Annotated in this window: 11 protein-coding genes; 5 read left to right on the forward strand and 6 right to left on the reverse strand. The window is 69.1% G+C overall.

The window, feature by feature from the left end; genetic code table 11:
* Positions 1–170: 170 nt before the first annotated feature.
* The gene (locus ACTWQF_RS05985) at positions 171–1,322 is read right to left on the reverse strand and encodes an alkaline phosphatase PhoX (RefSeq protein ID WP_443277749.1); all 1,152 of its coding nucleotides are present in this window, start codon (positions 1,320–1,322) and stop codon (positions 171–173) included.
* Positions 1,323–1,659: 337 nt separating this feature from the next.
* Positions 1,660–2,340, reverse strand: coding sequence for an HD domain-containing protein (locus ACTWQF_RS05990; RefSeq protein WP_443277751.1), 681 nt, complete (start codon positions 2,338–2,340; stop codon positions 1,660–1,662).
* A 109-nt stretch (positions 2,341–2,449) separates the two neighbouring features.
* Between ACTWQF_RS05990 and ACTWQF_RS05995 the strand changes: the two genes are divergently transcribed.
* The 3 genes from ACTWQF_RS05995 to ACTWQF_RS06005 are packed head-to-tail and all read left to right on the forward strand — an operon-like array spanning position 2,450 to position 5,112.
* Positions 2,450–3,475 (forward strand): GlxA family transcriptional regulator, encoded by a 1,026-nt coding sequence (locus ACTWQF_RS05995; protein WP_443277753.1) that lies wholly within the window; start codon positions 2,450–2,452, stop codon positions 3,473–3,475.
* A gap of 42 nt (positions 3,476–3,517) precedes the next feature.
* On the forward strand, positions 3,518–4,507 hold the full coding sequence (locus tag ACTWQF_RS06000; protein WP_443277755.1) for a GlxA family transcriptional regulator: 990 nt from the start codon (positions 3,518–3,520) through the stop codon (positions 4,505–4,507).
* Positions 4,504–5,112 (forward strand): DJ-1/PfpI family protein, encoded by a 609-nt coding sequence (locus ACTWQF_RS06005; RefSeq protein WP_443277757.1) that lies wholly within the window; start codon positions 4,504–4,506, stop codon positions 5,110–5,112. Before ACTWQF_RS06000 ends, ACTWQF_RS06005 begins: the two co-directional genes overlap by 4 nt.
* Before the next feature lie 22 nt (positions 5,113–5,134).
* On the opposite strand, the gene efeB is transcribed toward ACTWQF_RS06005, so the two are convergent.
* The 3 genes from efeB to ACTWQF_RS06020 all read right to left on the reverse strand — a co-directional run bounded on the left by efeB (position 5,135) and on the right by ACTWQF_RS06020 (position 9,174).
* On the reverse strand, positions 5,135–6,556 hold the full coding sequence (gene efeB, locus ACTWQF_RS06010) for an iron uptake transporter deferrochelatase/peroxidase subunit (protein ID WP_443277759.1): 1,422 nt from the start codon (positions 6,554–6,556) through the stop codon (positions 5,135–5,137).
* Positions 6,557–6,620: 64 nt separating this feature from the next.
* Entirely contained in the window at positions 6,621–7,784 is a 1,164-nt protein-coding gene (efeO, locus tag ACTWQF_RS06015; protein ID WP_443277761.1) for an iron uptake system protein EfeO, read from the reverse strand.
* Positions 7,785–7,989: 205 nt separating this feature from the next.
* The gene (locus ACTWQF_RS06020) at positions 7,990–9,174 is read right to left on the reverse strand and encodes an aldose epimerase family protein (protein ID WP_443277763.1); all 1,185 of its coding nucleotides are present in this window, start codon (positions 9,172–9,174) and stop codon (positions 7,990–7,992) included.
* Positions 9,175–9,404: 230 nt separating this feature from the next.
* On the opposite strand from ACTWQF_RS06020, the gene ACTWQF_RS06025 reads away from it, so the two are divergent.
* Together ACTWQF_RS06025 and ACTWQF_RS06030 are read left to right on the forward strand one after the other, a co-directional pair.
* Positions 9,405–11,477: an alpha-L-arabinofuranosidase C-terminal domain-containing protein gene (locus ACTWQF_RS06025; protein WP_443277765.1), complete on the forward strand. Its 2,073-nt coding sequence runs from the start codon at positions 9,405–9,407 to the stop codon at positions 11,475–11,477.
* A gap of 156 nt (positions 11,478–11,633) precedes the next feature.
* Positions 11,634–12,467, forward strand: coding sequence for an SAM-dependent methyltransferase (locus tag ACTWQF_RS06030; protein WP_443277767.1), 834 nt, complete (start codon positions 11,634–11,636; stop codon positions 12,465–12,467).
* A gap of 65 nt (positions 12,468–12,532) precedes the next feature.
* Here ACTWQF_RS06030 and ACTWQF_RS06035 read toward each other — a convergent pair whose 3' ends face one another.
* Positions 12,533–12,895: a hypothetical protein gene (locus ACTWQF_RS06035; RefSeq protein WP_443277769.1), complete on the reverse strand. Its 363-nt coding sequence runs from the start codon at positions 12,893–12,895 to the stop codon at positions 12,533–12,535.
* Between the last annotated feature and the right edge of the window lie 68 nt (positions 12,896–12,963).

Genomic DNA, 12,963 nt, shown 5'->3' on the forward strand with positions numbered 1-12,963 from the left:
GTCCTTCCCTGCCACCCATGCCGCCGCCGCTGATTTGCGTCCACGCGAGTTTACAGGCGGCCTGACCTGCACGGATGGGGGAGGGAGGGGCGCCCCGAGGAGGCGCGGGCTGCGGTGGAGCGTGGACAGCCCGCGCCGCCCCGGTCACCGAGCGGCCGGTCTCGGGTTGGTCACAGGCTGGTGCGGAAGGGGCCGGTGACCTCGTAGGTGATGCCACCGCTGCTGGAGCCGGAGGTGCCGCGCTGGGAGGAGAAGTACAGGCGGTTGCCCGCGGGGTTGAACGCCGGTCCGGTGATCTCGGAGGAGGACTGACCGGTGATCCGCAGGAACGGGGCGACGATGTCGTCCGGGGTGATGATGCAGATCTCCATGTTGCCGCCGTCCTCGGCGACGTAGAGGTCACCGACGGCGGCGGAGGCGGTGACGTTGTCCACGCCGGTGAGCGGGGCGCCGGAGACGTTGTCGTCGTAGACGATCGCGATGCTGTTGGCGGACGCGTCGTAGGCCCACACGCGGTTGTCGCCCTTGGTGGTGAAGTAGCAGATGTTGTTGCGGTACCAGCAGCCCTCGCCGCCGTTGAAGAGCTTGGCGCCCGAGACCTGGTCGCGGGTCGGGGTCGGGCTGCCGTCCGGGTCGGGCACGTTCGCCCAGGACAGCACGCCGGAGACCTCCTTGAGTACCTGCAGGGTGCCCGACGACAGGTCGCCCCAAGTGGTGGGCGCGAACCGGTAGAAGCAGCCGTCGGAAGCATCCTCGGTCAGGTAGATCACCTTCCGGACCGGGTCAGAGGCGGCTGCCTCGTGGTTGAACCGGCCCATGGCGGGCCGCTGGACCGCGGCGTTCACACCCCACGGGTCGGTCTCGTAGACGAAGCCGGTGCTGACCTCCTCACAGGACAGCCAGGTGTTCCACGGGGTGGAGCCGCCGGCGCAGTTGCGGTTGGTGCCGGACAGGATGGTGTAGGCGCCGGTGATGGCGGCGCTGCTGTTGAACTTCACCGCGCCGGCCCCGCCCGCGTTGCTGCCGACCTCGGCGTTGGAGACGTAGATCCAGCCGGTCCCGTCGGCGAAGCACTCGCCGCCGTCGGGTGCGCTGTGCCAGGTGTGGCTGGTGCCGGGCACGGTCTGGGAAGAGCGGGCGATCACCCGGCTGGTGAACCCGGTGGGCAGCATGATGCCGTTGGCGTCGGCCGCCTGCAGGGCTCCGTACGGGCCGGTGCCGGGGAGAGCGGGGTAGGCGGCGGCCTGCCGCCATAGGGAGCCGGAGAAGGCTGCCGCGCCGGCGCCGATGACGGTGGCACGGAGAAGAGAACGGCGTTCCACGTGTACTCCTTCGTCAAGAAGGGACGGATGATCGTGTTGAGCGCCGCCGACTGGTCACCGAGGACAGTAGGACCCCCCTCTCCCGGCCATAAGACTCCAGGGATTGAACACCGAGCTAACACCTCCGGGCCGTACGGTAATTGAATATCTTGCAGAAACGTTTACACGCTCACCTGGTGCCCGAGAAGGAATTCGTCAATGACGCAGAAGAGATCGATTTGTTCTTTGGCTTGGACGGCAAGTATTACGAGATCGATCTTGAGTGAAAAGAACGAGGCAAATCTCCGCGAGGTCCTTGAGTCTTACGTCCGGGCAGGTCGACAAGGGCGCGGGTGGCCTACCGGGTCGGTTCGTAGCCCGCGTAGTCGTTCCAGCCGGAGGGCTGGCTCATCAGCTGTTTCCAGGTGGGCCAAGGCTCCTGGGTCTGCTGGCGGACAAGTTCGCCGGGCATGGTGAAGGGCGGCGCTTTGTGCGGCTTGTCGAGTGCCTGACCGACGATCGTGTCGTAGAGCACGGCAGCGGCATGCAGGCGGGGCAGCACGGTATGGACGCGGTCGGCGTAGCCGGCCGGAAGGACGGGCGGGTCCTCGTCGCCGAGGTCCAGTCCGGCACCGGCCGTCACGAGGGCGATCTCGGGCCGCTTGCGCTGCGCGATCTCGTAGTGCAGGTGCAGGGCGACGGCATCCCATACGACCTCGACCCGGTCGGCCGACATCCCCTCCCCGCTGAGGAATCGGGCGGCCAGATCGGCGCCGTCGATATCGAAGGGCTGATCCCCGTTGCCCTCGGAGCTGAGCCCGGCATCGTGCAGTACGCAGCCCAGGAACAGCAGTTCGTCGTCGTAGTCGTGATCGGGGCGCAGGCCCTGCTGTTCGCCGAGGGTGCGCCCGTAGAGGTAGGTGCGCAGGCTGTGGTTGAAGATCGCGGGATCCTCGATGCCCTTGACGAATTGGAGCGTCTTCAGCGCCATCTCGGTGCGGCAAAACGGCAGTTGTTCGTAAGCGTCCATGGTGTCCATCAGGTGTCTTTTCTGAGAGGTGCGGACAGGGCTGGTCCTCGGCGCCGGGCCGGGCATGCCTCCATGCTCGGCGGGGACACCGAGGCGCGACAGTGGCAGGATTGCCGCCATGCGAGAGGAAACTGCCTCGACGAATCCCGACGGCGAGTGCGGTGGTGGTGCGCCGCACCGGGTGGCGGTGCTGGTGCTGGACGGTGTGCTGCCCCTGGACATGGGCATTCCGGCCCAGGTCTTCACCGCGGTGCCGGACGAGCCGTACGAGATGGTGCTGTGCGGGCGTTCGGCGGGCCCGGTGCCGACGGCGGCAGGGTTCGCCGTGACGGTGACGGCGGGGCTGGAGGCGCTGGAGCGCGCGGACACCGTGGTGGTCCCGGGCTACGCGCCGCATCTGGCCGAGGTGCCTGCGACCGTGCTCGAAGCGCTGGCCGAAGCCCACGCCAAGCGGCGGCGGCTGGCGTCCGTCTGCACCGGTGCGTTCGCCCTGGCCGCCGCCGGCGTTCTGGACGGGTGCACGGCCACCACCCACTGGCTGTTCGCCGATGATCTGGCGGCGCGGCACCCGCGGGTGTCGGTGGACCCGCGGGTGCTGTACGTGGACGAGGGGCAGGTGCTGACCTCGGCCGGCGTTGCGGCCGGCATCGACCTGTGTCTGCACCTGGTGCGGCGCGACCTGGGCGCCGCGGCCGCCAATGAGGCCGCGCGCACCGTGGTTGCCGCGCCCCACCGCGACGGCGGGCAGGCGCAGTACATCAGGCGCCCACTGGCCGGCGCGACGGACGGCAGCACGCTCGCACCCACCCGGGAGTGGGCCCTTGCCCATCTGCACGAACCGCTGACGGTCCGCAGGCTCGCCGCACACGCGCACATGGCGCCCCGGACCTTCGCCCGGCACTTCGTCGCCGAGTCCGGGACCACGCCGTTGCGGTGGCTGCTCGCGGCCCGGATCGACCGGGCGCGGGAACTCCTGGAGAGCACCGGACTCACCATCGACCAGGTGGCCGAGCGGTGCGGGCTGGGCAGCCCCTCCAACTTGCGGCTGCACTTCCGGCGGGTCCTGGGGACGTCGCCCACCGCCTACCGCGCCACGTTCGCGGCTCCGGCGGCTCCGGAACGGGTGGCGCGATCTGTGGGGTAGTCGTCGTTGACGCCTGCGCGGTGGCGATCGAGGGTGGACGGCGTGGAAGGACGCCGCATCGTTTTCGTGATCTTCGACGGGTTCCAGACCCTCGACCTGACCGGCCCGTACGAGGTGTTCCAGCGCGCCGACCTCCTGGCCGGCGGCTACGAATGCGACATCGTCGCGGCCCGCGCCGGGCTGCTGCGCTCCGGCAGCGGACTGCCGGTGCACGCCGGGCACGGCGTGGACGACGCGCCGTCCGACGGTGTCGACACGCTGGTGGTGGCCGGGGGTTCGGGCGTCGACAGGGCCCGGCACGACCCGGCGCTGACCGGGTGGATCGCCGCCGCGGCGGCCGGTGCGCGGCGCGTCACCTCAGTGTGCAGCGGTGCTTTCCTGCTGGCCGCAGCCGGACTGCTGGACGGCCGCAGGGTCACCACGCACTGGGGCCGTGCCCGGCAGCTCGCCCGCGAGTACCCACGGGTGCACGTCGACAGCGCGCCGATCTTCGTCCGCGACGGCCGCGTATGGACCTCGGCCGGTGTCACCGCCGGTATGGACCTGGCACTGGCGCTGGTGGAGGACGACCTGGGCCGCGACGTCGCCCACGCCGTCGCCCGCCACCTGGTGCTGTTCCTGCGGCGGCCCGGCAGCCAGGCACAGTTCAGCGTGGCGCTGTCCACCGCACCACCGGCCACAGACCCCGTCCGAGCCGCAGTCGCAGCCATCCACGCGGACATGCGCGCCCGGCACACCATCGACGAACTGGCAGCGCACGCCGGGCTCAGCCCGCGCCACCTGCAACGCCGGTTCACCGCCGAACTCGGTGTCCCACCCGCGGCCTACGTCGAACGCGCCCGCGTCGAGGCCGCACAGCGGGCGCTCGCCGAGGGCGACGAACCGGTGGAAGCCGTCGCGCGCCGCTGCGGTTTCGGTACCGCCGAGACCCTGCGCCGCACCTTCCACCGGCACCTCGGCGTCGCGCCGTCCGACTACCGGAGCAGGTTCCGGTCCACTGCCGACCCCCTTACCGCACAGGAGCACTCATGACGACCTACGGTCTGCTGATCTTCGACGAGGCCGAGGAGCTGGACTTCATCGGCCCCTGGGAGGTGTTCACCGCCTCCTCGATGCTCCGCAGCGACGCCGACACCGCCGTGCTGATCGCCGAACAGCCTGACCCGGTCCGCTGCAACAAGGGCATGCGGGTGCTGCCCGACCACACGCTGGACGACCATCCGCCGCTGGACGTGCTGCTGGTCCCCGGCGGTCGTGGCGCCCGCATAGGTCAGCTGCACAACCCCGTACTGCTCGACTGGATCGCCGAAACCGCCCGGCAGGTCACCTGGCTGGCGAGCGTGTGCACCGGCGCCGCCCTGCTGCACGCGGCCGGTCCGGCGCGTGGTCGCCGAGTGGCCACACACTGGAACTATGAGGACACCCTTGAGGCGCACGGCGATGTGACGGTCGCACGCGAAGCCCGCTATGTCGTGGACGGGAATCTGGTCACCAGCCAGGGCGTGTCTGCCGGGATCGACAGCGCCCTGTGGCTCATCGGCGCCCTGCACGGCCGCGACCACGCCCGCGCCGTACGCCGCTACATCCAGTACGAGCCCGCGCCGCCCTACCTCGCCGACGAGCCGCTTGCCGCCTGAGCAGCTTCTTCGGGTACTCCGGTCAAGAGAACAGCTCGCGGCCCCACCAGTCGTCCTTGTCGCGGACGCCCGGCGGGATGGCGAAGACAGCCGAACCGACGTGCTGGATGTACTCGTTGAGCGCGTCGTTGCGCGCGAGCCTGCGCTGGACGGGGATGAACGCGCGGCGTACATCCCGCTGGTACGCAAGGAAGAACAGCCCCGCGTCGAGGCGGCCGAGACCGTCTGTGCCGTCGGTGAAGGAGTAGCCGCGGCGCAGCATCCGGGCCCCGTCGTTGCTGTCCGGGTGGGCGAGGCGGACGTGGGAGGTGGGCAGCATCGCCTTGAGGAACGGCTCGTCGTGCTCCTTCGCCTTGCCGACGGGCGCGCCGATGCGCTTGTCCCGGCCGAAGATGTCCTCCTGCTCCTTGAGCGAGGTGCGGTCCCAGGTCTCGATGTGCATCCGTATCCGGCGGGCCACCAGATAGGAGCCGCCGGCCAGCCACTCGGGGCCGTCCTTCTTCGACACCCACACATGCGCGTCGAGGGCCTTGGTGTCGGTGCCGGAGACGTTCCGGGTGCCGTCCTTGAAGCCGAACAGATTGCGTGGGGTCTGCGCGTCGGGCGTGGTGGACGAGGTCTTGCCGAAGCCGAGCTGGGACCAGCGGATGGCGGCCTTGCCGAAGCCGATACGGGCCAGATTGCGGATCGCGTGCACGGCGACCTGCGGGTCGTCCGCGCACGCCTGTACGCACAGATCGCCGCCGCTGCGGGCCTTCTCCAGCTTGTCGCCGGGGAAGGCCGGCAGATCGACGAGCGCTTCGGGCCGCCGTCCGGCCAGTCCGAAGCGGTCCTTGTCGAAGAGGGCGGGGCCGAAGCCGATGGTCAGAGTGAGGCGGGACGGCTTGAGCCCCGCCGCCTCACCCGTGTCGTCCGGCGGCGACTCGGGGATCGGCCCGAACGCGCCCTCACCGACCGCGTGGCCGCCCGTCATCCGTGCCGCGGCGGCGGTCCACTCCTTGAGGAGCTGGATCAACTCGGCGCGGTCCTTGGTCGTCACGTCGAACGCCGCGAAGTGCAGCCGGTCGGGCACGGCGGTGGCGATACCCGCCTGGTGTGCGCCGTGGAAGGGCACGGCCTGCCCGGCGGTGTCGGAAGCGGCGCGCGCGTTGTCGTGGTGCAGCGCCGTTGCCGTACCACCCGCTGCGACGGCGCCCAACGCCACTCCGGCCCCGCCCCAGCCGAGCAGGGAGCGCCGCGCGACGGCGGGCCGGGCACTGGTGGCCTCGGCCGGTCGGGTTTGTCCGGGCTGTCCGGCCTGCTCGTCCTGCTCGTCCTGTTCGCGCTGTTCTCCCGGGCCGCGCTGTTCCTGGCTCTGCTCGGGCTCGGGGGTTCGTCCCTGGTCCGGTACGTGGTCCGGTTCGACCCGGTTCTGCTCAGTGCTGTTGCTGTCTTCCGCTGTCACGGACGCGCTCCTCGTACTCACCGTCCGGTCGCCGTCTCCGCCGTCCGGACGTCGGCTCCGGCGGCTACTTGACGACGGCCGCCGCCAGCTTGGACAGCGGCTCCGCCAGGGCGTTCACCGCGTCCGAGAGCTCCTTGCGCTCACTCTTGCCGACCTTGTCGTACGACTTGAACGCGTAGTTGTCCTTGTCCTTGCCGTCGTCCTCGCGGTACTTGTCCAGCAGCTTGTTCAGCGCGGAGAACTGGGTGTCCAGCTCCTTGACCAGCGCCGGGTCGTTCTTCTTGGCGACCGGCTTGAGCAGCTTGTACGACTTCTGGGCGCCCTCCACGTTCGCCTTGAAGTCGACCAGGTCGGTGTGGCTGTAGCGCTCCTCCTCGCCGGTGACCTTGCCGGTGGCCACCTCGTCGAGGAGTTCCTTGGCACCGTTGGCCATGGAGGTGGGGGTGATCTCGGCCTTCCCTACCCTCTTCTGCCAGTCGGTGAGGTCTTTTATCAGCCGGTCGGCGAGCTTCTTGTCGGCTGCGGTGATCTTCTTGTCCTTCCACAGCGACTTCTCCAGGCGGTGCCAGCCCGTCCAGTCCTTCTCCGGGTCCTGGCCGTCCTCGAGACCGTCCTCGCGCAGGTCGACCTTGGGGTCGATGTCGCCGAACGACTCCGCGACCGGCTCGGTGCGCTCCCAGCCGATGCGGGAGGGCGCGTACAGCTCCTTCGCCTTCTCCATGTCGCCCGCCTTGACGGCTTCTGCGAACTTCTTGGCCTTCGGCAGGGTCTGTTCGGCCTGCTGGAGCGTGTAGTCGCGGTAGGCGGAGACGGCGGCGTCCAGCTTCGGGTCACGCTTGGCGGTCTTGGAGCCGCCGGTCGCCTTGACCTTCTGACGGATGCCGTTGCCCTTCATCCCGGGCTTGCACGCGATCTCGTAGTTGCCCGCCTTGACCTCCGCGGTGACCTTCGCCTTCGTCCCGGCGCCGATGTTCTCCCGCTCGGTGACGATCCGGCCGTCCGGGTAGAGGATGTAGACCTCGTTGACCTTGGATCCCTTGTTCTCCACCGCCAGTTGGACATGGCCGGCGGGAAACGACTTGCGGGACACCTTGCAGGAGTCGTCGGTGGCGGTCACCTTGATTGCGCCCTCCCCGCCGGCGTCGGCTTTCTCGGCGCACCCGCTGACTGCGGCAAGCGATATCGCGGCCAGGGCAGCGCTGACGGCACAGACGCGGACGGGACGCATGGCGAACTCCCAGCGGGATGAGTGTGACGAGCCTCCAAGGTGAGGCGGGCCTAACTTAGCCGGACCTTATCTCATGGTCCAGCGCCCACCGGCCCACCGTCCCTCTCACCGCCCCGCCGCCCCTCTCACCGCCCCGCCGCCCCTCTCGCCCGTCCGCCGTCACCGTCACCTGTGCGCCGTCACCGTCACCTGTGCGCCGTCACCGTCACCGGTCCGTGCCGAAGGAGTAGACGGTCGTGGACCGGTACTTCTGACCCGGGCGCAGCACCGTCGAGGGGAAGTCCGGCTGGTTCGGCGAATCGGGGAAGTGCTGGGTCTCCAGGCAGAAGCCGTCCCCCGCGCGGTAGACGCGGCCGGAGGCGCCCTTGAGGGTGCCGTCGAGGAAGTTGCCGCTGTAGAACTGCACGCCGGGCTCGGTGGTGGAGACCCGCATCGTACGGCCCGACTCCGGCTCGGTCACCGTGATCACCGGGCGCGGCTGGTCGGTGATGCCCTTGTCGAGAACGAAGTTGTGGTCGTATCCCTGGCCCCGCAGGATCTGCGGATGCCCCTCGCGGAGGTCCTGGCCGATCGGCTTGCCGTTGCGGAAGTCGAACGGCGTCCCGGCGACCCGCGCCAGTGCGCCCGTGGGGATGAGGGCCTTGTCGACGGGGGTGTAGCGGGAGGCGGCGATGCGCAGCGTATGGCCCTCGATGCTGCCGCTGCCCGCACCGGCGAGGTTGAAATAGGTGTGGTTGGTGAGATTGACGACCGTGGCCTTGTCCGTCGTCGCCGTGTAGTCGATACGCAACTCGCCGCGCGGAGTGAGGAGATAGCGGACCTTGGTGCGCAGTTTGCCGGGGTAGCCCATCTCCCCGTCCCGGCTGACATACCGCAGCGTGAGGCCGACGTCCGGGCCGTTGCGATACGGCTCGACGTCCCACACCCGCTTGTCGAACCCCTTGGTGCCGCCGTGCAGGCTGTTGGAGTCGTCGTTGGCGGGCAGTTGGTACGTCTTGCCGTCCAGGGTGAACTTCGCGCCCGCTATGCGGTTGCCGTAACGGCCGATCAGGGCGCCGAAGTAGGGGCTGTCCGCCACGTAGTCGTCCAGCGCGTCGAAGCCGAGCGAGACGTTTGCCGTACGGCCCCGCCGGTCGGGGATCTCCAGGGACTGGACGATGCCGCCGTAGGAGAGCACACGCAGCCGGGTTCCGCCATTGGCGAGCGTCCAGCGGTCGACGCGGTCACCGTTGTCCAGCTTGCCGAAGTGCTCCCGGACAGGCGGCTGATGGCCGCCTGCTGTGCTGCGGGTGGCCGTCGTCGGCGCTGCGGCCTTGGCCGCTGAGGTGGTGGCGGCTGCTGCTGCGACGCCGGTGGTCGCTGCCAGAAGTGTGCGTCTGCTCGTCGTCATCGGTCCTGGGCTCCTCGGCCTGGGCGGAAAGTGCTGTTCGATATTTCGGTCATCGTTCGATAAGGCGGCACCAGTGAAGGGCTCCGCGTTTCGGCTGTCAACACCTCGCGCCGCGCCAATCCAAGTTCGCTGCACGCTCATTGACCCGTGGCTGTGGGCTCCCTCATTCTCAGCTTGCGCAATACCGAACTGCATTCGATATCTCGAACAGCTGAGTCGAGGAGGAGCAGATGAAGACCCGCCCCACCGGGCCACGCGCACCTGCCAGAAGATGGCTGCGGCCACGTCTCCGGCTCGCCATCGGCGCCCTGCTCGCCTGCACGGTCGGGATCGTCCCGGCCGTCGCCTCCGGCGAGCCCGCTGCCCCGACGACGGACTACACCCTCACCGTCGACGCCGGGGAGCGCGGCCCGGACATCGACAAGTCCATGTACGGCGTCTTCTACGAAGACATCAACCGCGCCGCTGACGGCGGGCTCTACGCGGAACTCGTCCAGAACCGCTCCTTCGAGTACGACAAGGCGGACAACGAGCAGTACACGCCCATGACCGCCTGGACCGCCTCCGGGCCGGGCACCGCGCAAGTGGCGAACGACGACGCCCGCCTCAACACCCGCAACCGGAACTATCTGCGGGCCTCCCTCACCGGCGGGAACGAGGACTTCCGCCTCACCAACTCCGGCTACAACTCCGGCCTGGCCGTACGCAAGGGCGAGCGGTACGACTTCTCCGTATGGGCGCGCACCGACCGCCCCTCGGGCACCCCGCTGACCGTCTCCCTCACCGATGCGAAATCGGCGGCCGACGCGAAATCGGCGGGCGCCCTCGCCGAGCCGCTGCGCCTCACCGCGCGTGGCGACCGCTGGGCCAAGTACACCGGCACCCTCACCGCCGAACAGACCAGCAACGACGGCAGGCTGACCGTCGCCGCCGGCGGCTCCGGCACGCTACGGCTGGACGAGGTCTCGCTCTTCCCCCGTAAGACGTTCAAGAACCGGCCGAACGGGATGCGCCCCGACCTCGCCCAGAAGATCGCCGACCTCGATCCCGGCTTCCTCCGCTTCCCCGGCGGCTGCCTCGTCAACACCGGCAGCCACAAAGGCTACGAAGCGCCCGACTTCGAGCGCCGCCGCTCCTACCAGTGGAAGGACACAATCGGCCCGGTCGAACAGCGGGCGACCAACGCCAACGTCTGGGGCTACAACCAGTCCTACGGCCTCGGCTACTACGAGTACTTCCAGTTCGCCGAGGACACCGGAGCCATGCCACTGCCCGTCGTCCCCGCGCTGGTGACCGGCTGCGGCCAGAACAAGGTGACCGACGACCCGGCGCTCCTCAAGCGCCACATCCAGGACACGCTCGACCTGATCGAGTTCGCCAACGGTCCCACGACCTCCGAATGGGGCGCCAAGCGGGCCGAGATGGGCCACCCGAAACCGTTCGGCCTCACGCACCTCGAAGTCGGCAACGAGGAGAACCTTCCCGACGAGTTCCACGCCCGCTTCAAGGAGTTCCGTAAGGCCATCGAGGCCAAGTACCCGGACATCACCGTCATCAGCAACTCCGGCCCCGACGACTCCGGGCAGGTCTTCGACCGGCACTGGGAGCTCAACCGGCAATCCGGTGTGGACATGGTCGACGAGCACTACTACAACAGCCCCGAGTGGTTCCTGGAGAACAACGACCGTTACGACAACTACGACCGCAAGGGGCCCAAGGTCTTCCTCGGCGAGTACGCCTCCCGCGACAACCGCTTCCGCAACGCGCTCGCCGAAGCCGCGTTCATGACCGGGCTGGAGCGCAACGCCGACGTCGTCAAGCTGGCCTCGTACGCGCCGCTGCTCGCCAACGAGGACTATGTGCAGTGGAAGCCCGACATGATCTGGTTCAACAACCACGCCTCATGGGGCTCGGCCAGCTACGAGACGCAGAAGCTGTTCATGAACAACGTGGGTGACCGGGTCGTGCCCAGCACAGCCTCCGGAACACCCTCGGCGCCCGCCGAACCCTTCCGCCAGGTCGTCACCTACGACGACAAGCACGGCGAACTCGTCGTCAAGGTGGTCAACGCGCAAGACGCGCAGGCCAGGACCCGTGTTGCGCTCGGCCGCGGCACGGCCGTCGGTGACACGGCCCAGCTGACCACGCTCGAAGGTGACCCGGACGCGGTCAACACCGAAACGGACCGGCCGATCCAACCCGGCCGCTCCACGCTGCGCGGCGTCGGTGACGAGTTCACCCACACGTTCCCGCCGAACTCGGTGACGTTCCTGCGGATCAAGGCGAAGAGCCCGAAGTCCTGAGCGACGCGTCCCTGCGCGTCCCTGAGCGTCGCTGAGTGTGCCTCAGTGTGCAGTCCCCGGAAGTCCGCCGGTCCGGACTTCCGGGGACTGCCTGGATTTCAAACGCCTTGTGTACGAAAGTAGTTGCCCCTGTCCGCTACTCAGGAGCCGCCGCACATGAGCCACCAGATGCCCGAGTCGACCGGAGCCAAGGCACACTCGGCCCGGATGTACGACTACTTCCTCGGGGGCAAGACCAACTACGGTCCGGACCGCCAGGTGGCGGCGCAGGCGATGGCCGCCCTCCCCAATGTGCTGACCGCGGCCCGGGAGAACCGCGAGTTCATGCACCGTGCGGTCCGCAGTCTGGCCCGTGAGCAGGGCATCCGGCAGTTCCTGGACATCGGCACCGGTATCCCCAGCGCCCCCAATCTGCACCAGGTCGTCCAGCGGGAGGAGCCGACTTGCCGGGTCGTCTACGCCGACAACGACCCGATCGTGCTCACCTACGCCCGGGCACTGATGACCGGTACGCCGGAGGGTGCGACGGACTACATCGAAGCCGACGTACGGGACCCGAAGCGCATCCTCGACCATGCACGCAGCACCCTCGACTTCGAGCAGCCCGTCGCGCTCTCCCTCGTCGCCCTGCTGCACTTCGTCGGCGACGCCGACGACCCGCAGGGCATCGTCCGCACCCTTGTCGACGCGCTCGCCCCCGGCAGCGCCCTGGTGCTCTCCCACGGCACCGACGAGCTCGACGTCACGCTCCGCAAGGTCGTCGAGATCTACGGATCGCAGGGCATCACCGTGCAGTTGCGCGGCACGGACGAGGTCCGCGAGTTCTTCGCCGCGGCCGGCCTCTCCCTCGTCGAGCCCGGCATCGTGGCCACCTGCGACTGGCGCCCGGACATGGCGGACAGCCAGGACGGCATGCGCCGCCCGCCCGGTTCGATCAGCCCTGAGGAGGTCGGCTGCTGGGCCGCGGTAGGTCTCAAGCCGACGGCATAGCACCCCCTCCCAGGACGTCACCGGCCCAGGGGGTTACGGGCCCAGGGGGTTACGGGCCCAGGGGGTCACAGCAGGTCCACAATGCTCGGTGGGGCGAACAGGTGGCGTGCGCGGTGCTCCAGCACGAAGCGCCGGGGCAGGTGCAGCATCTCCGGCGAGGTGCACTTGCCGCACGCCGGGTCCTCGGCGGGGATGTCGTCCGCGTGCTGGGTGACGAGGTGCTCGGCGAGCCGGATCTGGCTGGTGAGCACCGTGTCGAACGGATCGCAGTCGAACGCCGGACCGTACTCCTCCCGCGCTGCGTTGGTCACCTCACAGGCGTGCTTCATCCCCTTGTACAGCTCGATGCACTTCTCACACCCCCACATCCACACAGGAGGGAGTGGCCAGGCGTCAGCGGGGTCGTGGTCAGCGTCCCTGTCATCCATGCGTTCACGTTAGCTATGCGCCGATGCTCCGTCAGGTAGACCGCCGAATTCCCCAGGGGCGCCGCGCA

Origin of the sequence: Streptomyces sp. 8N114 (assembly GCF_052245835.1) — a bacterium.
Classification (GTDB): domain Bacteria; phylum Actinomycetota; class Actinomycetes; order Streptomycetales; family Streptomycetaceae; genus Streptomyces.

Coding starts and splice junctions, on each gene's coding strand:
- ACTWQF_RS06035 (WP_443277769.1), bottom strand. CDS start 12,895: ATGGATGACAGGGACGCTGACCACGACCCCGCTGACGCCTGGCCACTC.
- ACTWQF_RS06025 (WP_443277765.1), top strand. CDS start 9,405: ATGAAGACCCGCCCCACCGGGCCACGCGCACCTGCCAGAAGATGGCTG.
- ACTWQF_RS06005 (WP_443277757.1), top strand. CDS start 4,504: ATGACGACCTACGGTCTGCTGATCTTCGACGAGGCCGAGGAGCTGGAC.
- efeO (WP_443277761.1), bottom strand. CDS start 7,784: ATGCGTCCCGTCCGCGTCTGTGCCGTCAGCGCTGCCCTGGCCGCGATA.
- ACTWQF_RS06020 (WP_443277763.1), bottom strand. CDS start 9,174: ATGACGACGAGCAGACGCACACTTCTGGCAGCGACCACCGGCGTCGCA.
- ACTWQF_RS05995 (WP_443277753.1), top strand. CDS start 2,450: ATGCGAGAGGAAACTGCCTCGACGAATCCCGACGGCGAGTGCGGTGGT.
- ACTWQF_RS06030 (WP_443277767.1), top strand. CDS start 11,634: ATGAGCCACCAGATGCCCGAGTCGACCGGAGCCAAGGCACACTCGGCC.
- ACTWQF_RS05990 (WP_443277751.1), bottom strand. CDS start 2,340: ATGGACACCATGGACGCTTACGAACAACTGCCGTTTTGCCGCACCGAG.